Here is a 20,903-nt window from a genome sequence, read left to right on the forward strand (position 1 = left end):
GGATTAGGCAAGTTCAATTCGCAAGTTATCAATTAAACGTGCGTTGCCCAAGTATGCCGCAGCCAAGATGACTAGGCTTCTCTCTTCCTCTGATGGTGTTTGTAAATTATGTTGTGCGCGTATTTCAAAATAATCACGACGGAAACCAGCCGCTTCAAGCTTCTGTTGAGCTTGTTCACGAATGTCCTCGTGACTCGCACGATTCTCTAGTAATGCTTCTTTAGCCCATGCCATGGTTTTGAAGATGGCTGGGGCTATTTCTCTTTCTTTTGTGGTTAGGTAACCATTGCGTGAGCTCATGGCCAGCCCATCATCATTACGTGCAGTATCTACGCCTATGATATGAATGCTTGAACTAAGGTCACGAACCATATTTTCAATGACTTTAAGCTGTTGAAAATCCTTGTTACCAAATATCGCACAGTCTGGCTGAACAATGTTAAATAATTTTGTCACTACTGTTGCAACGCCAACAAAATGTCCTGGGCGAGAGGCTCCACAAAGTATATCGGATAAGCCGCTAACTTCAATTTGAGTCTGGCTGCGTTTGCCGTCGGGATACATTTCAAGTGCGTCAGGTGCAAACAGATATTGGCAGCCATTCTCTGCTAAGACTTTTTTGTCTTCTTCTAGTGTCTTAGGGTAACGCTCTAAATCTTCGTTAGCAGAAAATTGCATGGGGTTAACGAAGATAGAAGATACCACCACTTCGCTTTCTTTTACTGCTCGACGAATGAGGGACATATGGCCATCATGTAGGTTGCCCATGGTAGGGACGAAAGCGATACTTTTGTCTTGTAGGCGTTCTTTTTTCAGGGCAGCGCGAAGCTCAGCGACGGTATGGAAGGTTTGCATTTATTTAAATCCGTGTTCATTGCCTGGGAAGGTTAATGTTTTTACTTCGTCCACATAAGCTTCAAAGGCTTGTGTAATGTTGCGGCCATCCGTTAAAAAGTTTTTTACGAACTTAGGAATATGGCCTAAATTGATGCCGAGCATATCATGTAAAACAAGTACTTGCCCGTCAGTATGTGGACCAGCGCCAATGCCAATTGTCGGTACTGGAACGGCTTCACTGAGTTTTTTGCCAAGCTCTGTTGGGATGCACTCATAGAGCAGTATATCGGCACCCGCTGCAACAAGTTCTAAGGATTCTTCCATTAAAAGGTCAGCGGCTTCTTGGCTTTTACCTTGTACTCGATAACCACCGAATTTATGTACGGATTGAGGTGTTAGACCTAGGTGTGCGCAAACAGGAATACCACGTTGGCTTAATAGTTTAATGGTATCGGCTAACCAGCTGCCACCTTCTAATTTGACCATGCTTGCGCCAGCTTGCATTAATTTTGCGGCGTTATCTAGCGCTTGCTCGGGCTTACTAAAGCTCATAAAAGACATATCGCTAATAATAAAGGCATTCGTATTGCCGCGCTTAACGGCAGCTGTGTGATAACACATATCTTCTATTGTGACTGGAAGGGTGCTGTCTTGGCCTTGAATGACCATACCTAAAGAATCGCCTACCAAAATACACTCAACGCCAGCCACGTTCATCACATTTGTAAAAGAGGCGTCGTAGCTAGTTAGCATGGTGATTTTATCTTTATCCAGTTTCATTTGTTTGAGAGTGGATAAAGTGACCGGCTTGGTAAGTTTTCTTTGGGAGTTATCGGAATACATAATTTACCTTTCTTTGATAAAGACCAAGTCGCTGGTGTCTAAAAGTGTTAATTGCTTGCTCACCGTATTGCCGTTGGATAACAGTATATCAGGAGCTATGTCATTAAGCGGCTTCATTACAAAGCCTCTTTCTAGCATGAAAGAGTGTGGCACCGTAAGTCTAGGTGAGCTAATGGTCTCTTGTCCGTAGAGTAAGAGATCGAGATCCAATGTGCGAGGCCCCCAGTGACGTTCACGAATACGGCTATGCGCTTGTTCAATCGCCTGAAGTTCATCAAGTAATTCAATAGGTTTAAGTGATGTTTGAAAGCAAGCAACAGCATTTACGTAATCTGGTTGATCTTGAGGGCCGACAGGTTTACTGCCGTATATTTTCGACACCAGCAAGTGGTTTACGTGCTGGTGGTGTTGAAGTGTATCAATTGCTTTATCAATTTGAGCAATTGGATTGACAAGATTACTGCCTAGACCAATATAAACTTGAATCACAGGAAACCTATTTTACTCAGTTACCTGACTGGAAACTGTGTTCTTATTGTTACTTTTTCTACGACGAGGGCGACGTTTTTTAGGGCCGCTCTTACTGGAGTCAGATCGAGAGTCGATGCTACGAATGAGTTCTCTCTGCTCAGCTTCGTTTCCAAACTGAAAGGCTTCCCACCATTTACCTAATCCATCAAGCTGTGTGCCGCTGAGTTCTCTTATTAGCAAAAAGTCGAAGCCAGCTCGGAATCTTGGGTGTTCAAGTAATTGCAGCGCACGCTTGCCATAGCGTTTTGGCAGTCTAAGCTGCATATCCCAAATCTCGCGCATTGGCGTAGAGAAGCGACGAGGGATCGCAGTGGAAGCGACCTGATTGTCTAATACCATACTTGCTGCTTGATGTAGGGCCGGAGTGACAGGAATACCTTGAGCTTGGAATTCTTCATGGCGCAAAGTGACGCTAGGCCATAAAAGAATTGCATAGAGAAAGTAAGGGGCGGTTGTTTTTCCGCTTTGGATACGATCATCAGTGTTTTTCAAGCCTTGTAAGATAAAGCCTTCAGGGTTGATGTCTGAGCGTTTCCAGCCACTGTTTAAAAGTGCATCTGTATCAGGAAATAAGTAACGGAATAGGCCATATTGTCTAAGCAGTGCAAAAGTCTCTACACCATTGCCGCTGCCAAGTAATTTTAATACTTCTTCGAAGAGTCGAGCTGGCGGGATATGATCTAGTAGGTGAGCCATTTCTTTAATGGGGGCTGCTGTTTCTTCTTCTATGTCAAAGCCAAGTTTGCCAGCAAAACGAATAGCTCGCAGCATACGAACAGGGTCTTCTTGGTAACGCTCTCTAGGGTTGCCTATGATGCGTATCTTTTTATCTTCAATATCTTTTAGGCCACCACAATAGTCATGGATACTAAAGTCTTTGACGTTGTAATAAAGGGCGTTGAAAGTAAAATCTCGTCGTTCTGCATCTTCTTCTATGCTGCCATAGACGTTATCTCGCAATACGATACCATGGGCTGATCGAGCGGAATCTTTGCCTTTTAAAGAAGTGTTGGCGGTAGCACTTTCATCATCTTGTTTACTGCTAGCGCGAAAGGTTGATACTTCGATGATCTCTCGGCCAAAGGTGACATGGACTAAGCGAAAACGTCTACCGATTAGGCGAGAGTTTGAAAAAGTTTTGTGAACTTCCTCTGGTGTTGCGTTTGTTACGATATCAAAATCTTTAGGTTCCATACCTATAAGGTGGTCGCGAATGCAACCGCCAACAAGGTGTGCTTCAAATCCTGCTTTGTTAAGTCTATAGAGAACTTTTACCGCATTAGGGCTTAGACTTTTTCTAGATAAGCTATGATTGTTGCGAGGTATGATAATTGGGTAAGCCTGCTCTTTATCGGAGCTAAAAATTGAAGAGGCTTTACGTACCAGAGATTTGAATCCTGTCAGCATTATACAACTATTTCTTTAAGTTAACGAAAGACGCATTCTACACGTGAAAGCGATAAGTTACACGAATTAAGGCTTAATTTGACTGAAAATTGAGGGTGGTAAAACTGAGAAAAAGATTGGTCTATTTTCAAAAAAATAGAGAAAATAAAATAATCGCTTTGGATACATGAAGATACTAGTTCCGAAAACAAAGTGGGTGCTGCTTCAGCAGTTCTACTCAAATTTATTTTTATTTTTGCATTGTTTTCATTGCCACAAGGGCTGGTATATCTAAAAAAATCAATTATCCAAAGCGATTTTCCATCCATGACCTCAAATTTTTATTTTTATTTGAAGAGGTCACGGTGTTCTTATGGTTTTATTTTTATTGTTAAGAACTTTACATACGACGACTAACTTATTCTTATTCTTGGTCAATCTTATTATCGTTGTGCCATGTATAAGGCATTTGTTGTGCCAAAAAATATAACTATATGTTTTTATTGGTTTTTATGTTTTTTGTGGCAGTGTAGGTTGTTATTTTGATGATTTTTATTGGGTATTTTGGTATCAGGTGTTACTTTTTTTCTGTTACTTTTTTGGTATGTTGAGTTTTTGTCGCCTCTCCCAGAGACTTTTTCTTGATATGCCCAAAGAATGTGCGATTTGGGTCTCAGTGAATTCGTCTTGGTGCGTTAAAACGAAGTGTTTTAGGTAGTCATCCAGTGTAGTTCCTGAAGTTGGCAGGCTCTGCTCTATGGGATTTGAGTTGTTTTTCTTAGTGTGGCGTTCTTGGTGGGCAAGTTTTAAATTTGCGGCTTCAAGTTTTTCTGGGGGGCTTAGGATGACTGCTCTCTCTATGGCGTTTTCTAGTTCTCGTACATTACCTGGCCAGCTATGTTGATGAATAGCCTTATCAAAGGCTTTGCTGTAATGATAAGGAGGGATGTTGTGCTTTAAGCAGGTTTTTTCTACTAGGTTTTTGGCTAGTAGTGAAATGTCTTCACCTCTTTCTCTTAAAGGAGGTAATAAAAGCTCCATAACGTAAAGTCGGTAATATAAATCCTCTCGAAATAAGCCTTCTTCAACCATGCCCATGAGGTCTCTGTGGGTCGCTGTCACAATGCGTATATCGACTTTTTGAGTGGTGGTTGCACCCACTTTCCTTACTTCGCCTTCCTGCAGTACACGCAATAATCGAGCTTGCGCCTCAATGGGGAGTTCGCCTATTTCGTCTAAAAATAGGGTGCCTTTATCTGCTGTCTGTATTAAGCCTTCGTGAGTAGTGGTGGCACCTGTAAATGCGCCTTTTTCGTGCCCGAATAATTCTGACTCTATTAGGTTTTCAGGGATAGCAGCGCAGTTAACACTTACTACAGGATTGTTGTGTCGCTGACTTAAATGGTGGAGGGCTTTGGCTATGAGTTCTTTACCTGTGCCTGATTCGCCACGGATTAATACGGTGGCATTGGTTCTGGCAATTTTTCTCATGTCGCTAAACAAGTCTTGCATTAATGGGCATTGTCCAATAATGCCGCTCCCTGGTGTTCCTAAAGGCAGGGCTTCATTAACCGATGGCTCTACAGATTTCCTTTCTGTGTTCTGTGGCGCTAAGGCGGCTACGTCATTTTGCTCAAGAGTATTAACGACATGCTTTAGCAGAGTCTCTGTGTTGGTTGGTAATGGAAGGTAATATGAGGCGCCTTGAGCCATGGCGCTCACGCCCACACTCAAACTTGCTTTTTCGTCTAGGACTATGTGGTGAGGAATGTCTTCGGCGTATTTTGTAAAGTCATCAAGCTGACGAATGACTTCGTAGTCGATGAGAAACAAATGTGACTCGACTCGCTTGTGATGCTTTTTGGCTTGTTCTATTGAAAAGTGACTGCTGACTTGAAAGCCGTATTTAGAAAGCCATTTCTCCGACTCTTTAAGTAGAGAGTGGTCTGGGCAGATAAGTGTTATGTGATGCATTTTGTCACCTCTTGTAACTGTTGTAACGATTATACACAAGATGATGGTTTGGTCGAATAAATGAAAATCAGACGAGTTACTCGATAAAGTCGCTGTCCTGCTCTTCTAGGGTGAGGTGTCTAATGCCTTTTAATATGGCTGGGTTCCACTTCTCTATGGCATCTTCTAGTGCGTCTGAAATAGTAGTGGCGGAGCTGATATCTATACCTAGATAATGCAATGCGCGAATTAAAGTGGCTAGGTCGCCATTTTTCACTGCTTTGGCATGATTTTGTTTGCTGATTTTATCGCCTTTGCTATTGGTGATAAGAGGAATGTGGGTGATGTGAGGTGGAGTCCAGTTGAGTAGATGGTATAGATGCAGTTGTTGTGCAGTGGTTTCTATTAAATCTGCACCTCGAACTAGGTGGGTGATCTCTTGTAGGTGATCGTCGACAACAACGGCAAGTTGGTAAGAGAAAAAATCATCTTTTCTTTTTAATACGGTACTGTTGTTTTTTAAGTCACCCTTAAATATCAATGTACCTTGAATAGGGTCTTCAATTTGATAAATTGCGTGACTAGCCTCTAGTCGCCAAGAGTGGGGCTTCTGTTGTGTGCTGTCACATGGCTTTGGGTGAAGCCCTTGAAATTGACTAAGTTGCTGACGAGTACAGTTACAAGGGAAGAGTACGTTTTTGTCTTTCAGTTCTGATAGGAAAGATTCATAGATAGGTGAGCGTGAGTACTGGGTGAGTATTTCTTCATCCGAAAACAGTAGGTAGCTGTGTAGCGTGGCAATGATTTGCTCTGTGAAAAGCGGTTTGCATCGGGTCTGATCGACATCTTCGATGCGGATTAGCCAAGTGCCTTTGTGCTTTTTGGCATCCAGATAACTCGCTAGTGCGCAGACTAGCGAGCCAAAGTGGAGAGGACCGGTAGGCGAAGGAGCAAAACGGCCACGATATGAGTGCGACAAGATTTAACCGCCGACTTGTCTCTCTTTGATTTCAGCTAGAGTCTTGCAGTCAATGCACATAGAAGCTGTAGGGCGGGCTTCTAGACGGCGAATACCTATCTCAATGCCACACTCTTCACAGTAGCCGTAATCATCGTTATCGATCAACTCAAGAGTCTGAGAAATCTTCTTAACCAGTTTACGCTCACGGTCGCGTGCACGAAGTTCTAAGCTGAATTCTTCTTCTTGGCTAGCACGGTCATTTGGGTCTGCGTAGTTCACTGCTTCTTCTTTAAGGTGATGAACGGTACGATCTACTTCTTCCATGAGCTCTTGCTTCCAGCCAAGCAAAATGCTTCTGAAATGCTCAAGCTGGTTCTCGTTCATGTATTCTTCGCCTTCCTTAGCTTCGTAAGGAGTGAAGTCTTTCATTAATGAATCAGGGTTCATTTTTGGCATTGCATTGCCTCACTTCGCAGAGTGCCTTTAAATAGGCGTTCTGTAAAAAAATTGGATTGATTGATTAATTTTCGGGCGGAAACTTACCAGATAATCGCACAGTTCACCAGATTTTTTGCGTAAAATATTGCGAAAACCTTCATTAGGAAAATAAAAGCGAATGAGAAAACGGAAATTAGCGACAAGAGTAGAAAACATCATGCCTTTTCAAGTGATGGCTGTCTTGGCAAGAGCCAAAGAGTTGGCTGCACAAGGGGAAGATGTTATTCACCTTGAAATTGGTGAGCCTGATTTTGTCGCACCCGAAGCAGTTGGGTTAGCAGGAGAACGAGCAATAAACCAAGGGCACACGGGTTACACCTCTGCTACCGGGTTGCCAGAATTAAAAGCAGCGATCAGTGGTTATTATCAATCGCGTTACGGTGCCACTGTTTCACCTGAGCGCATTATCGTAACTCCAGGTGCATCTGGCGCTCTTTTACTTATGTCTTCATTAATGGTTAATGAGGGGGAAGAGGTGGTGATGCCGGATCCATGCTACCCCTGTAATCGTCATTTTCTTGTGCAAGTTGGGGCAAAGGCTAAGTTAGTGGAAACGGAAGCGACTAATGGCTTTGAGATGGATCTACATGGATTGTCTGATGTATGGCAAGAGAATACGGCTGGTTTGTGGTTAGCCTCACCCTCTAACCCAACTGGAGCGGTATTGAGCAGGGACTACATAACGACTGCTTGGGATAAGGTTCAGCAACTCGGCGGTCACCTATTGGTTGATGAGATTTATCAAGGCCTTGTGTATGAAGGAGAAGATTTTTCCGCCTTATCCATTAGTGATGATATTTTTGTGGTGAACAGCTTCTCAAAATACTTTGCTATGACAGGCTGGCGTTTAGGTTGGTTGGTTGTACCTGAATGGGCGGTAGGGGGAGCGACAAAGCTTGCACAGAATTTGTTTATCTCGGCGCCAACGGTTTCTCAACATGCGGCAGTGAGAGCGTTTAGTGAAGATGTTTTGGCTGAGTGTGAAGAACGTCGCCAAACATTGAATAAAAGACGTGTAACCCTATTGGAAGGCTTGTCTGATATAGGTCTGCCAGTAGTGGCTCCTGCCCATGGTGCCTTTTATGTTTATGTGGACGTATCTAGTGTGACAAATGATGCCATGGCGTGGTGTTTGTCATTGCTGGAAAAGGAGAAGGTAGCGCTGACACCGGGAGCTGACTTTGGTGTGAAGGATGCCAATCGTTATGTGCGCTTTGCCTATACTTGTGATGAAGATAGGTTGAGAGAGGCTTTGGGAAGAATCGCTCATTTCATCGCATCTAAATAAGCAATTAGGTCTTTCTGCGGTTTATTGTTTAGTTTTTTGTGTTGATAGCGACGAGGCTAGTTTAGCCTCGTCGTCTCATGAGAATAATGCCGGCTAATAGACAAATAATGATAGGAATACTGACACCCACTACAGGTGGGAAGCTAATTGCAACACTCATTCTGCCAAATAAATTAAGGGCGTTTTGAAAAGCCAGTCCTATTAGCACTCCAGAGAAAATTCGGCCACCCATGGTGGAAGATCTAAGGGGGCCGAATACACTAGACAGTGCGACTAGCACTAGGGCCAAGGAGGCAATTGGTCGCAGTACCGTAATCCAAAATTCTAGTTGGTACTTAGATGCGTCAAGCTTTTGCTGACTCAGGTAATTTTGATAACTGAGCAGTTGGCTTAGCGAAAGTGTTTCGGGTTCTTGAGCCGCAAGGAAAAGGTGCTCGGGTTTGATACTTACATTCCACTCGCCTTTCTCTCGTTGTGTCGTTTCCACCCTGTCAGGTAAAAAGATAGTTTCACTTACGCTATTTAGCTGCCATGTGGAGTCTTTAATGTGCTCAGCGCTTGTTGCTGCTTGAATCTTGTTTAGCTTCTGCTCGTTAGGTGAAAAAATCTTTATGCCATAGAGCTTTCCTGAACTGTCTGCGGCATCAATGTAAACAAAATTATTGTCTACTTTTAGCCATAAGCCACCAGTAACAGAGAAGGTGCCACTTTTTTGGTTGCGCATTTTTTCAATTAGGTTAGCTTTTTGCTCAGTAATAGGGGCAACAAATTCAGAAATGCCCATGCCAAGCAAGGAAACGATCAGAATGGGTTGGCATGCAGCCATGCCTATACGCCATATGGGCATGCCAGCAGCACGCATGACGGTGAGCTCTGAGGTGGCGGCTAGGGTGCCGAGTCCCATAAGGGTGCCAATTAATGAAGCTATGGGTATGTATTCAGCGAGTTTCCCCGGTAAGCGGTAAACAATGACTTGAAGCAGGGATTGTATAGTGTAGTTATCGTTTACCTTTTTAATTTGTTCGATGAAGGTGAGTGCGAAATCCAGCCCAAGTAGTACTAAGGCAACGATCAAGAAAGCCCATAAAACGCTGGTGGCAATGTAAGAATCAATTTTTTTAATCATGTTTTATTCGCTTGCCTCGACGAGAGGTAGTTTGGCTTTATGCCGGTCGAAGACTTGGTTGTATTGGGCGAACAATATAGCTGCAATTAATATAAAGACACCGTGTATCCACCATAAGCCAAGTTCAATAGGGACTCGCCCTTTCTCGAGCGCTGTCCTTCCCCAAATAAGAAGGGCTATGTAGAAAATCATCAATAAAATGGCGGGAATCATCTTGAAGAAACGACCTTGTCTAGGGTTTACCTGACTTAATGATAGGCCAATGATGGCTAAGATAGGGATCATAATGACAAGGGATGTGCGCCATTGCAGTTCTACTTGATCGAGAAGGTGGTTGCTGTTGAATAGTTGCCAAGAGCTTTTTGTGTATGGCTCATTAATAGCTTTGGCTTGTTTGCTCTCCATGCGAACTGCATAGGTATCAAACTCTGTCACTCGATATTCTGCAGTGCCAGGGATGCCTTCATAGCGGTTGCCATTTTTAAATACTAAGTAGTTATCGTTGTTCTGAGATGGAATGCGGATTTGCTCCGCGTAGGCTGCTAATGTCTGTATTGGTATTTGCTTGCCTTGTTTTTCTGTTATGTCAGATAGGAAAATTTGATTCATCCAGCCTTCATCTGGAGTGAAGCTTTCTATATAGGTGGTTTTTTGGCCCCTTCCTTCGAAGCGACCGGGTAAAAGTAAATCAAAAATAGAGAGCTGGCTTTGCTCTTGCGCTGCTTCTGCCGCGCGATATTCACTACTTGGCGCTAACCAAAAGCTAATGCCTGCACTTGCCATAGACATTAAACCTGCAATCCCTAGTGTATAGATTGCTAATTTGGCTTTGCTAATACCGCTGGAGAAGAGTACCGACATCTCGTTTTCAATGTATAAGCGACCAAATGTTAGTAATAAAGATAGAAAAAAGGCCAGAGGTAGAATCATCTGGATAAAGCTAGGTATGTGGTAGCCCAAAATGGCGAATAAGAACTCAAATGTCATCTTACCCTCCGCAATGCGCCCAAGATAAGAAGAGAAACGGCCGCTAAGGATAACAAGTAGTAGAATGAGTGTGACGCCTGCTGTTGACACCAGTACTTCTTTCGCTAAATATCTGAATAGTCTCAAAGCCACCTCTGGATGAATGCTGCTAGCGTTTTTCTTTTCATTGTGTAGAGTTGATTACACGTCTTAACGCCCCCATTATCTCGCGGTAAGAAGGACATTATCCAGTTTTTTTTAATAAGTTACTTATTTGAGGGTTTTTTTCATGAATATGGCATTATTTGATCGTTTCTCTGCGGTGCAGGCTGACTTGCTTGTGGCTTTTGTTCCAAGTGAAGGTGATCTTCCTGAATCGACTTCTTGGATTGATGAAAATGCCAATGGGCAAATTTCTCAATTACGTGAAACGAGTGTTTTTTCTGGTGGTGTTGCTCAAACCTTATTATTACCAAGTGTGTCTCCCGATTTTGCCCAAGCTGTGTTGTTGGTTGGTATCGGCAAAGATAAAGAATTAAGTGATATGCAATCGCGCAAGGTAGTAGCGGCGATTTCAGCACAGCTCAAAACCTTGCCTTATGCAAAGGTTGCCGTAGCAAGTGCCGCTTTACCTATGAAAGGGCATACATCGTCAGAAGCTATTACCTTGGTTGCGCAATGGTTGAATGAAGGTTTCTATCAGTTCCTTGGTTTTAAGAGCGATGATGCTGAAAAAGCGATCAAAGTAGAGTCCATTTTGCTGGAAGGCGATGACAGCGCAGCGTTAGCGGTTGGTGTGGCGACAGCAAGTGGGTCGGCCTTTGCTCGACAGCTTGGTAATTTACCGGGCAATGTGTGTACGCCAAGCTACTTAGCATCGAAAGCTCAACATTTAGCAGAAGAATACTCGATTGATGTGGAGTTGCTCGATGAAAGTCGTATGGATGAATTGGGCATGCACTGCCTGTTGTCTGTCGGTCATGGCAGTGATCAGCCAAGTTATTTAATTGTGATGCACTACCGTGGCGGTGAAGAAAATGAAGCCCCTCACGTTCTACTGGGTAAGGGTATTACTTTCGATACAGGTGGTATTTCTTTGAAGCCTGGCGCCAAAATGGATGAGATGAAATATGACATGTGTGGTGCGGCTAGCGTATTCGGCACCATGAAAGCCATTTGTGAATTGAAGCCTAAGCTTAACTTTACGGCTGTGATCGCAGCGGCTGAGAATATGCCAAGTGGTCACGCGACTAAGCCGGGTGATATTGTGAAAACCATGTCAGGTAAAACAGTAGAAGTGCTGAATACTGATGCTGAAGGTCGTTTAGTGCTTTGTGATGCATTAACTTACATTGAACGTTTTGAACCTAAGTCTGTTGTTGATATTGCGACATTGACTGGCGCTTGTATTGTGGCTTTGGGAAGCGTGAACTCTGGAATGTATGCCAATAATGATGGCTTGGCAGAAGAGTTGAAAGCGGCGAGTAAAATCTCTGCAGATAAGCTTTGGCAAATGCCTTTAGATGAAGAGTACCAAAAGCAATTAGATAGTAACTTTGCTGATATTGGTAACATAGGTGGGCCTGAAGCAGGCTCGGTTACGGCAGCTTGTTTCTTATCTCGCTTTACTGAGTCTTACCCTTGGGCGCATCTAGATATTGCTGGTACTGCTTGGGCTGGTGGTGCGCAAAAAGGAGCGAGTGGTCGACCTGTTGCCTTACTGACGCGTTACTTGCTAGATAAAGCTTAAACTTTAAAATAGCTGATTTATTTTTTTAAAAGCAGCGATGGTATTCATCGCTGCTTTTTTTATGAAAAGGTTAAAGGAGTCAATAGCTTAGTTTTTTGGTCAGGTGGTTGAGTGGGTTGGCTCTTTGTCGAGAGGCTAGACTTTTACTTTTTTCAGTGCGAAAGTGGACTTTTATCCCTGAACTTTTTTGCTAAATGGTTATTTATGTCCGATCTTACTACCCAACATGACGATGCTGTAGAACCTGATGAAGAGGTTCTTATTTCTGCTTTGCGTAATCAGGATGATATCCCAATTCTTATGGATGTTGTGTCTGAGAAAATAGAGGCAGGAGTGAGTCAAGAAGTCTATATGACGCAATCTGTTGAGGTTGGGCTGAGCGCTGCGCCAGAAACTGATTCTGTGGATACTGCACAAGAAGTTGTATCTCAGGAAGCCCAGCAGCAGGACGTGAAGGCTCAGGAAAAAATAGCGGCTGCTATTTCAGAAGTGCTTGAGCGTCGCTTGCCAGAGCTGGTGGCTGAAGTGATCACTGTTTTAGAAAAACGAAACTAGATAAATACTTCATTTACCTTCTCGGTAGATTGCATTAATCACCTCCACGTTATTCTTTATCTGCCCGTGACGAGTTATAATCGAAAAATAACGATAATTTACCGCTAAATAAGAGCTTTAAGACACCATAATGGAAAAAACTTACCAACCTCAGAGTATTGAACAGCCTATTTATAAACGTTGGGAAGAGAGTGGTTATTTCACACCTCAAGGCAACGGCACCCCTTTCTCTATCATGATTCCACCACCAAATGTCACTGGTAGTCTGCACATGGGGCATGCTTTTCAGCATACTTTAATGGATGCCATGATTCGCCGTGAGCGTATGAAAGGTAGTCGTACTTTATGGCAGCCGGGCTGTGACCATGCTGGTATCGCAACTCAAATGGTCGTTGAGCGTCAATTGGCGGCACAGAATGTAACTCGTCATGATCTTGGTCGTGAAAAGTTTTTAGAAAAAGTATGGGACTGGAAAGCGGAATCTGGCGGTACTATTTCAGATCAAATGCGTGTACTTGGCGATTCAGTAGCGTGGGATAAAGAACGCTTCACTATGGACCCAGGTATGTCCGAAGCTGTTCAAGAAGTTTTTGTCCGCTTGTTTGATGAAGGCATTATTTATCGTGGTCAACGTCTAGTTAACTGGGATCCAGTGCTGCATACCGCTATTTCTGATTTGGAAGTCTTGTCGGAAGAAGAAAATGGCTTCATGTGGTACTTCCGCTACCCATTGGCAGATGGTGCAACCACACCAGAAGGTAAAGATTACATTGTTGTCGCAACAACTCGACCTGAAACTATGTTTGGCGACGCTGCGGTAGCGGTAGCACCAGACGACGAGCGTTTCACTGCTTTGGTAGGTAAAGAGATTGAACTTCCGCTTGTTGGTCGCCGTATTCCTATTGTAGCTGATGAATATGTAGATAAAGAATTCGGTACTGGGTGTGTAAAAATTACTCCTGCCCACGACTTCAATGACTACGAAGTTGGTAAACGCCATGATATGCCGATGATTAACATTTTGACGGACGATGCGGCCATTAATGATGTCGCTCCAGAAAAATATCGTGGTATGGATCGTTTTGATGCGCGTAAAGCAGTTGTTGCTGACTTTGATGCATTAGGTCTGCTTGAAAAAGTGGCTGATCATAAGCTGAAAGTGCCACGTGGCGAACGTGGTAATACGGTTATTGAACCTTATTTAACGAACCAATGGTATGTGGCCGTAGAAAGCTTGGCTAAACCTGCTATTGAAGCGGTTGAGAATGGCGATATCCAGTTTGTACCTAAACAGTGGGAAAATACTTACTTTGCTTGGATGCGTGATCTTCAGGACTGGTGCATTTCTCGTCAATTATGGTGGGGGCATCAAATCCCTGCTTGGTATGATGCGGAAGGTAAGTTTTACGTTGGCCGTAATGAAGAAGAAGTGCGCGCCAAGTATGGTTTAGCGGACGATGTTTCATTGGTTCAAGATGAAGACGTTTTGGATACATGGTTTTCCTCAGCACTATGGACTTTTGCAACACAAGGCTGGCCTGAAGAAACTCAAGACTTTGCTGAATTCAGTGAGTCTGATGTGCTGGTGACCGGCTTTGATATCATTTTCTTCTGGGTTGCCAGAATGATCATGATGACGCTGAAATTTACCGATAAAGTACCTTTCAAAACCGTATACATCACAGGGCTGATCCGTGATGAACGTGGCGATAAGATGTCCAAGTCAAAGGGTAATGTTATCGATCCTTTGGATTTGATTAACGGCATTGATATCGAATCATTAGTCTCTAAGCGTACCTACGGCATGATGCAGCCTCGTTTGGCGGCCAAAGTAGAAAAGAATACTCGTGAAACCTACCCCGAAGGTATTCAGGCCTACGGTACAGATGCTTTGCGCTTTACCTTGTGTTCATTGGCGTCAGGCGGACGAGATATTAAGTTCGACCTTAATCGTTTGGAAGGCTACAGAAACTTCTGTAACAAAATTTGGAATGCCACTCGTTATGTCTTGATGAATACAGAAGATCAAGACTGCGGTCAAAATGGCGCTGATGTTGAACTGTCTCTTGCTGATAAGTGGATTATCTCTCGCTTACAGTCTGCAGAAGAAGCGGTTAATCGTGCATTTGATACCCACCGTTTTGACCTTGCAGCGCAAGCGTTGTACGAATTCATGTGGAATGAGTACTGTGATTGGTACTTAGAATTATCCAAGCCTGTTCTTTGGGACGAGAATGCAACGCCAGCTCAGTTGACTGGTACGCGTCGAACTTTGGTTCGCGTATTGGAAGCCTTCTTACGCTTAGCACACCCTATGATGCCTTTCTTAACAGAAGAGATTTGGCAGCGTGTAGCGCCTTTAGTAGGCGTATCTGGCGATACAGTAATGCTTTGCCAATACCCTGCAGCAGATGAGTCGAAAAAAGATGCTGAAGCAGAAGCGGATGTTGAGTGGCTGAAAGGGGTGATCGAAGGTATCCGTAATATTCGTGGTGAAATGAATATCTCACCTTCTAAGCCTTTGACGGTTCTTTTCCGAAACGGTACGGATCAGTACGAGTCTCGCTTACAAGCAAACTTAACCTTCCTAAAAACGCTGGCAAAACTAGAAACCATAACTTGGTTGAATGTTGGTGAAGAAGCACCTATGTCAGCAACCGCTCTAGTTGGAGAGATGGAAGTTTTAGTGCCAATGGCAGGTTTGATTGATAAAGATGCAGAGTTAGCTCGTTTGCAAAAAGAAATCGATAAATTGGTAAAAGACTTACAGCGTATACAAGGAAAACTCTCCAATGAGAGCTTTGTAGCCAAAGCACCAGCTGCGGTAGTTGAGAAAGAACGTGCAAAATGTGATGATTTACAAGCCACTGTAAGCAAATTAGAAGAGCAGAAAGCAAGTATTGAATCTCTATAGATATAATAAAACAAAATAAAATTGGGATTGGAAACCGCTTTCCAATCCTGCGCTAATTTAAATAAAAATAAGAAATGAGGCGAAAATGGAGCGATTAACTGGAAAAGTTAAATGGTTTAACGACGCCAAAGGAATGGGGTTTATTCAGCGTGAAGAGGATTCCGATGTTTTTGTTCATTACAAATCGATTGAGTGTAATGGGCATAAAACTCTGAGAAAAGGGCAGCAGGTCAGTTTTCAATTGTCGAAAACGGACTTTGGTTTACAAGCAATGGAAGTTCGGGTTGAAAAGCGTGCTAAACCTGTTGCTGTCAATAATGAGCAACGGCTTGTTGGTGGGTAGTCACCTATTTTTTTGATTGCTTGTGAAAGCCTAAATTAGTATTAAGGTCGAGATAGCAATGACAGATCAGGAATGGATGACTAAAGCGCTGGAGCTTGCTGATAAAGCGGCTGCGGAGAGTGAAATTCCTGTCGGTGCCATTGTTGTGTTGGATGATGAGATAATAGGTGAAGGATATAACTCGCCTATTAGCTTGTGTGATCCTACTGCCCACGCGGAAATTCAAGCAATCCGTATGGCCTGTAAGGCAGTGAATAACTACCGTCTTCCCAATGCCACTCTTTATGTAACTTTAGAACCTTGTTCCATGTGTGCGGGTGCCATTGTGCATGCACGCATCGGTCGGGTTGTGTACGCAGCAACAGAGCCCAAAAGTGGTGTGGTTGAAAGTCAGGGGCAATTCTTCGATGCGCCTTTCCTTAATCATAAAGTGTCTGTTGAATCGGGTGTTTTAGCTGATAGTGCTTCTCAGCAGCTGACGCAATTCTTTCGCTATCGCCGAGAGCAAAAAAAGAAACTCAAAGAGCAGGCAAAAAAGTCAGTTATTTAGTTTTTTTCACTAAATTGCGCAGAAAGCTCACACATTGCTAGCCTCCTTTCACCTCATTGATTTAAAATACCGCGTCATTTCCCCCAAAACTACCAAGTGAGGCAATACTCGACATGCTAACTCTGCATGGTTCTGCAGCGCTATCCGCGTTTCGCAAGGCAAAGCTATTGGCTAATATGCAAGCATCTGTTCCATCTGTGACGGATGTAGACTCTCAATTTCTCCATTTTGTGGAACTAGCTGAAGGTAAGGTGCTATCACCTGATCAAGAAGTTGTTTTACAGAGAGCATTAGCTTACGGCCCTAAATCCTCCCAAGTCAGTTCATCCGACCAAAATGTTTTAGTGGTTCCTCGTCTAGGAACGATTTCTCCTTGGTCGTCGAAAGCAACCGATATTCTTCATAATTGTGGCCTTTCAGAGGTTGCTCGTGTTGAGCGTGGCGTGGAATATTTTATCCATAGTTCTGCTGCTCTTACGACTGAAGAAGTAGCATTGTTGTCTGCTATGTTGCATGACCGTATGACAGAAAGTGTCTTACTGTCAGTAAATGATGCACCTACTATGTTCTCTCAGGCTGAACCTGCACCAATGACAAGTGTTGATGTGCTGGCTGGTGGTCGTGAGGCTTTGGTTGAGGCAAACCAAAGTTTAGGTCTAGCGTTAGCTGAAGATGAGATTGACTACTTAGTTGAGTCTTTCATTGAGTTGGGGCGTAACCCAATTGATGTTGAGTTGATGATGTTTGCTCAAGCAAACTCTGAACACTGTCGTCACAAAATTTTCAATGCCTCATGGAGTCTAGATGGCGAAGAGCAAGAACGCTCTTTGTTCAAAATGATTAAAAACACCCATGAGCATAATCCAGACGGTACATTATCTGCTTATAAAGATAATGCTGCTGTTATGGAAGGGCACTTCGGTGGCCGCTTCTTCCCATCTCCAGAAACCCGTGAATACGATTTCAGTCAAGAAAATATTGATATCTTGATGAAGGTGGAAACTCACAACCACCCGACGGCGATTTCTCCTTTCTCTGGTGCGGCAACAGGCTCTGGAGGTGAAATTCGCGATGAAGGTGCAACAGGTGTTGGTTCCAAGCCTAAAGCTGGCTTAAGTGGCTACACAGTATCGGATTTGAAAATCCCTGATTTTACCCAGCCTTGGGAAAGTCATTACGGTAAACCAAGCCGTATTGTTACGCCTCTGGATATCATGATTGAAGGCCCTATCGGTGGTGCGGCATTTAATAATGAGTTTGGCCGTCCTAATCTATTGGGTTACTTCCGTACCTACGAGCAAAAAATCCAAGGTCCTTCACAAGAAGAAGTGCGTGGTTATCACAAGCCGATCATGCTGGCAGGAGGTATTGGTAATATTCGCCGTGACCATGTTGAGAAAGACGACATTAAAGTAAACGACAAGCTGATCGTGCTTGGTGGTCCTGCGATGTTGATCGGTCTTGGTGGTGGTGCGGCTTCTTCAATGGCCTCTGCGGATGGTAATGAAGATTTAGATTTTGCTTCTGTTCAACGTGGTAACCCCGAAATGGAACGCCGTTGCCAAGAAGTGATTGACCGCTGCTGGCAATTAGGCAGCAATAACCCAATTAACTTCATTCACGATGTGGGTGCGGGTGGTCTGTCTAATGCTTTGCCTGAGCTAGTAAAAGATGGCGAGCGTGGCGGAAACTTTGATTTGCGTAAAGTGCTTAATGATGAGCCGGGTATGTCACCTCTAGAAATCTGGTGTAATGAGTCGCAAGAGCGTTATGTTATGGCGGTTTCTCCTGATCGTATTGAAGAGTTTACGGCCATCTGTGAGCGCGAGCGTTGCCCATTTGCCATCGTTGGTGAAGCAAAAGAAGAGATGCATTTAGAAGTAGCAGATCCTCATTTTGATAACAAACCTGTTGATCTACCTATGTCTGTGCTTTTCGGCAAGCCGCCGAAAATGCACCGTGAAGCGACCAAAGCAGATATCTCTGGCGACGACTTTACGGCCGTTGATGTTGATCTTGCTGATGCTGCGCAACGTGTTCTTAGCTTACCTACAGTGGCAAGTAAAAACTTCCTAATCACCATTGGTGACCGTTCTATTACTGGTATGGTTGCACGTGATCAAATGGTTGGTCCTTGGCAGGTGCCCGTTGCTGATGTTGCAGTAACGACCTCTTCTTTGGAAGGTTACTCGGGTGAAGCAATGACAATGGGTGAAAGAACCCCTGTTGCTTTATTGGATGCGCCGGCTTCTGGTCGCATGGCTGTAGGTGAAGCATTGACAAACCTTGCAGCTTCTCAAGTGACAAAACGTAGTCATATTAAGCTGTCTGCAAACTGGATGGCTGCTGCAGGTCATGAAGGTGAAGATGAAAAACTTTACCAAACAGTGAAAGCGGTTGGTATGGAGCTATGTCCAGCATTGGATATTGCGATACCAGTTGGTAAAGACTCCATGTCCATGAAAACGGTTTGGAAAGAAGAGGGTGAAGAGAAGGCGGTAACGTCACCTTTATCTTTGGTTATCTCTGCTTTTGCTCCAGTGGCTGATGTTCGTAAGACCTTAACACCTGAGCTGCAAAATAAAGCAGATACTCGTTTGTTGTTAGTTGATCTTGGTGCTGGTAAGAATCGTCTAGGTGGTTCTGTTATCGCTCAGGTTTATAACAAGCTTGGACAGCAGGCTCCAGATGTTGATGATGCTGCTGTACTAGCAGGCTTCTTCGATACAACACAGGCTTTGAATGCAGAAGGCAAGTTGCTTGCATACCATGACCGTTCTGATGGTGGTGCTTTTGCAACCCTAACGGAAATGTCTTTTGCAAGTCACCTAGGTTTGAATATAGATCTAGATGCCATTATCAGCGATAAATCACAAGTTGCTCCTGCTCTATTTAATGAAGAGCTTGGTGCCGTGATTCAGGTAAATGAATCTGATGTAGATGCGGTTGTCTCTGCTTATCAACAGGCAGGTGTATCAGTATCTCCAATTGCTACTTTATCAGGTGATGATCAGATTAGTGTTCGCTTCGCAAGTGAAGTTGTACTCTCTGAAACGCGAGTTAACTGGCAGCGAGTTTGGTCTGAAACAAGTTACCGCATTCAAGCGTTACGTGATAACCCTGAATTGGCTCAGCAAGAGTTTGATAATTTGCTTGATGCTAAAGATCCAGGTTTATCAGCTAATCTGACATTTGACCTAAATGAAGATGTAGCAGCACCATATATTGATGGTAAAAAACCAAAGATTGCTGTTCTACGAGAGCAGGGTGTAAACGGTCAAGTTGAAATGGCAGCGGCTTTCCATAAAGCAGGCTTCATTCCTGTTGATGTTCACATGAGTGATATTCTATCCGGTCGAACGACGCTAGATGAATTTAATGGTTTAGTTGCTTGTGGTGGTTTCTCATACGGTGATGTTCTAGGTGCTGGTGAAGGCTGGGCTAAATCAATTCTTTTCAATGATGTGGCTCGCAATCAATTCGAAAACTTCTTTAAGCGAACAGATACTTTCGCTTTGGGTGTATGTAATGGTTGTCAGATGCTGTCAAACCTACACGAATTGATTCCAGGTACGGATCATTGGCCTAAGTTTGTTCGTAACCAATCTGCGCAATTCGAAGCTCGCTTGGTGCAAGTAGAGGTTCAGAAATCTAACTCTATCTTGTTAGATGGAATGGAAGGTTCTCGTATGCCGATTGTTGTTGCGCATGGCGAAGGTCAAACGGAATACCGTAATGATGGTGATATGGCAGCATTGGTATCATCAGCACAAGTGGCATTAAGTTATGTTGATAATTACGGCAATGCGACAGAACGTTACCCGTTTAACCCGAACGGTTCTGCGCAAGGTGTTACAGGCTTAACGTCTGAAGATGGTCGAGTGACTATTATGATGCCTCACCCAGAGCGTGTTTATCGCACAGTTCAACATAGCTGGCATCCTGCTGAATGGCAGGAGCAAGCACCTTGGTTGCGTATTTTCCAAAATGCGAGAAAGTGGTTGGGTTAATTAACTAAGCCTCTTTTTAAAAGCCCTTAACCTTTGGTTAAGGGCTTTTTTGTTTTTAAGGGTGGTTTGTGTGTTTGTTGTTGTTTTTTTGATCGATGTTTGGCGTTTTGCTAAGTGTCTAAAACTAAATAGGAATAAAGCTAAAATAACTACCAAAAGTTCTTGCATTGTTTCTGTAGATCCTTAATATACGCCCTCGCTGACACGGGCAGTGCTTCTACTTAGTTATTTAGTAACTAGGTGATTCAAGTAGCTGCAAGTGGTATAGCAACGCTCTTTAAAATAGATAATCAGATAATTTGTGTGGGCGCTCGCTGGAGACTTTCAAAAAAATTGAAGTCTTACACGAGAGTCAAACACGTCAATTCGCTTTATTAAGTAAGTTGGTGTTT

General features: G+C 43.5%; 16 protein-coding genes. 7 read left to right on the forward strand and 9 right to left on the reverse strand.

Annotated elements, in window-relative coordinates; translation table 11 throughout:
- Positions 1 to 3 precede the first annotated feature (3 nt).
- The 7 genes from panC to dksA all read right to left on the reverse strand — a co-directional run bounded on the left by panC (position 4) and on the right by dksA (position 6,967).
- Positions 4 to 855 carry a pantoate--beta-alanine ligase gene (panC, locus tag OFY17_RS14645; RefSeq protein ID WP_263531481.1) on the reverse strand — a complete coding sequence of 284 codons (852 nt, stop codon included), beginning with the start codon at positions 853 to 855 and terminating at the stop codon, positions 4 to 6.
- Complete coding sequence (panB, locus tag OFY17_RS14650; protein WP_263531482.1) at positions 856 to 1,680, reverse strand: 3-methyl-2-oxobutanoate hydroxymethyltransferase; 825 nt, start codon at positions 1,678 to 1,680, stop codon at positions 856 to 858. It abuts the gene before it with no gap.
- A gap of 3 nt (positions 1,681 to 1,683) precedes the next feature.
- Positions 1,684 to 2,169 (reverse strand): 2-amino-4-hydroxy-6-hydroxymethyldihydropteridine diphosphokinase, encoded by a 486-nt coding sequence (gene folK / locus OFY17_RS14655; protein ID WP_407659454.1) that lies wholly within the window; start codon positions 2,167 to 2,169, stop codon positions 1,684 to 1,686.
- Positions 2,170 to 2,181: 12 nt separating this feature from the next.
- Positions 2,182 to 3,618, reverse strand: coding sequence for a polynucleotide adenylyltransferase PcnB (gene pcnB / locus OFY17_RS14660; protein WP_263531483.1), 1,437 nt, complete (start codon positions 3,616 to 3,618; stop codon positions 2,182 to 2,184).
- Between the two features lie 570 nt (positions 3,619 to 4,188).
- Complete coding sequence (locus tag OFY17_RS14665; protein ID WP_263531484.1) at positions 4,189 to 5,571, reverse strand: sigma-54-dependent transcriptional regulator; 1,383 nt, start codon at positions 5,569 to 5,571, stop codon at positions 4,189 to 4,191.
- A 76-nt stretch (positions 5,572 to 5,647) separates the two neighbouring features.
- Entirely contained in the window at positions 5,648 to 6,529 is an 882-nt protein-coding gene (gene gluQRS / locus OFY17_RS14670) for a tRNA glutamyl-Q(34) synthetase GluQRS (protein WP_263531485.1), read from the reverse strand.
- A 3-nt stretch (positions 6,530 to 6,532) separates the two neighbouring features.
- Positions 6,533 to 6,967, reverse strand: coding sequence for an RNA polymerase-binding protein DksA (gene dksA, locus OFY17_RS14675; protein WP_263531486.1), 435 nt, complete (start codon positions 6,965 to 6,967; stop codon positions 6,533 to 6,535).
- Between the two features lie 160 nt (positions 6,968 to 7,127).
- Between dksA and OFY17_RS14680 the strand changes: the two genes are divergently transcribed.
- Positions 7,128 to 8,297, forward strand: coding sequence for an aminotransferase class I/II-fold pyridoxal phosphate-dependent enzyme (locus tag OFY17_RS14680; RefSeq protein WP_263531487.1), 1,170 nt, complete (start codon positions 7,128 to 7,130; stop codon positions 8,295 to 8,297).
- A 61-nt stretch (positions 8,298 to 8,358) separates the two neighbouring features.
- Here OFY17_RS14680 and lptG read toward each other — a convergent pair whose 3' ends face one another.
- Both lptG and lptF read right to left on the reverse strand, forming a co-directional pair.
- Positions 8,359 to 9,423, reverse strand: coding sequence for an LPS export ABC transporter permease LptG (lptG, locus tag OFY17_RS14685; RefSeq protein ID WP_263531488.1), 1,065 nt, complete (start codon positions 9,421 to 9,423; stop codon positions 8,359 to 8,361).
- A 3-nt stretch (positions 9,424 to 9,426) separates the two neighbouring features.
- Entirely contained in the window at positions 9,427 to 10,542 is a 1,116-nt protein-coding gene (gene lptF / locus OFY17_RS14690) for an LPS export ABC transporter permease LptF (RefSeq protein ID WP_263531489.1), read from the reverse strand.
- 136 nt (positions 10,543 to 10,678) lie between these two features.
- Between lptF and OFY17_RS14695 the strand changes: the two genes are divergently transcribed.
- The 6 genes from OFY17_RS14695 (at position 10,679) to purL (ending at position 20,511) form a co-directional block, all read left to right on the forward strand.
- Positions 10,679 to 12,139 (forward strand): leucyl aminopeptidase, encoded by a 1,461-nt coding sequence (locus OFY17_RS14695; protein WP_263531490.1) that lies wholly within the window; start codon positions 10,679 to 10,681, stop codon positions 12,137 to 12,139.
- Between the two features lie 204 nt (positions 12,140 to 12,343).
- Positions 12,344 to 12,694, forward strand: a complete 351-nt coding sequence (locus OFY17_RS14700) for a hypothetical protein (RefSeq protein WP_263531491.1) — start codon at positions 12,344 to 12,346, stop codon at positions 12,692 to 12,694.
- Positions 12,695 to 12,824: 130 nt separating this feature from the next.
- On the forward strand, positions 12,825 to 15,608 hold the full coding sequence (locus OFY17_RS14705; RefSeq protein ID WP_263531492.1) for a valine--tRNA ligase: 2,784 nt from the start codon (positions 12,825 to 12,827) through the stop codon (positions 15,606 to 15,608).
- A gap of 85 nt (positions 15,609 to 15,693) precedes the next feature.
- Positions 15,694 to 15,951: a cold-shock protein gene (locus OFY17_RS14710; RefSeq protein ID WP_263531493.1), complete on the forward strand. Its 258-nt coding sequence runs from the start codon at positions 15,694 to 15,696 to the stop codon at positions 15,949 to 15,951.
- Positions 15,952 to 16,009: 58 nt separating this feature from the next.
- Positions 16,010 to 16,501 (forward strand): tRNA adenosine(34) deaminase TadA, encoded by a 492-nt coding sequence (tadA, locus tag OFY17_RS14715; protein ID WP_263531494.1) that lies wholly within the window; start codon positions 16,010 to 16,012, stop codon positions 16,499 to 16,501.
- A 113-nt stretch (positions 16,502 to 16,614) separates the two neighbouring features.
- Complete coding sequence (gene purL / locus OFY17_RS14720; RefSeq protein ID WP_263531495.1) at positions 16,615 to 20,511, forward strand: phosphoribosylformylglycinamidine synthase; 3,897 nt, start codon at positions 16,615 to 16,617, stop codon at positions 20,509 to 20,511.
- Positions 20,512 to 20,903 lie beyond the last annotated feature (392 nt).

Origin of the sequence: Marinomonas sargassi, from assembly GCF_025716875.1 — a bacterium.
GTDB classification, from domain to species: domain Bacteria; phylum Pseudomonadota; class Gammaproteobacteria; order Pseudomonadales; family Marinomonadaceae; genus Marinomonas; species Marinomonas sargassi.

What these genes read in the sequence shown, in the direction of transcription:
- purL (WP_263531495.1), top strand. Translation starts at nt 16,615, where the DNA reads ATGCTAACTCTGCATGGTTCTGCAGCGCTATCCGCGTTTCGCAAGGCA.
- panB (WP_263531482.1), bottom strand. Translation starts at nt 1,680, where the DNA reads ATGTATTCCGATAACTCCCAAAGAAAACTTACCAAGCCGGTCACTTTA.
- OFY17_RS14700 (WP_263531491.1), top strand. Translation starts at nt 12,344, where the DNA reads ATGTCCGATCTTACTACCCAACATGACGATGCTGTAGAACCTGATGAA.
- OFY17_RS14705 (WP_263531492.1), top strand. Translation starts at nt 12,825, where the DNA reads ATGGAAAAAACTTACCAACCTCAGAGTATTGAACAGCCTATTTATAAA.
- pcnB (WP_263531483.1), bottom strand. Translation starts at nt 3,618, where the DNA reads ATGCTGACAGGATTCAAATCTCTGGTACGTAAAGCCTCTTCAATTTTT.
- OFY17_RS14665 (WP_263531484.1), bottom strand. Translation starts at nt 5,571, where the DNA reads ATGCATCACATAACACTTATCTGCCCAGACCACTCTCTACTTAAAGAG.
- panC (WP_263531481.1), bottom strand. Translation starts at nt 855, where the DNA reads ATGCAAACCTTCCATACCGTCGCTGAGCTTCGCGCTGCCCTGAAAAAA.
- dksA (WP_263531486.1), bottom strand. Translation starts at nt 6,967, where the DNA reads ATGCCAAAAATGAACCCTGATTCATTAATGAAAGACTTCACTCCTTAC.
- tadA (WP_263531494.1), top strand. Translation starts at nt 16,010, where the DNA reads ATGACAGATCAGGAATGGATGACTAAAGCGCTGGAGCTTGCTGATAAA.
- lptG (WP_263531488.1), bottom strand. Translation starts at nt 9,423, where the DNA reads ATGATTAAAAAAATTGATTCTTACATTGCCACCAGCGTTTTATGGGCT.
- OFY17_RS14710 (WP_263531493.1), top strand. Translation starts at nt 15,694, where the DNA reads ATGGAGCGATTAACTGGAAAAGTTAAATGGTTTAACGACGCCAAAGGA.
- OFY17_RS14695 (WP_263531490.1), top strand. Translation starts at nt 10,679, where the DNA reads ATGAATATGGCATTATTTGATCGTTTCTCTGCGGTGCAGGCTGACTTG.
- OFY17_RS14680 (WP_263531487.1), top strand. Translation starts at nt 7,128, where the DNA reads ATGAGAAAACGGAAATTAGCGACAAGAGTAGAAAACATCATGCCTTTT.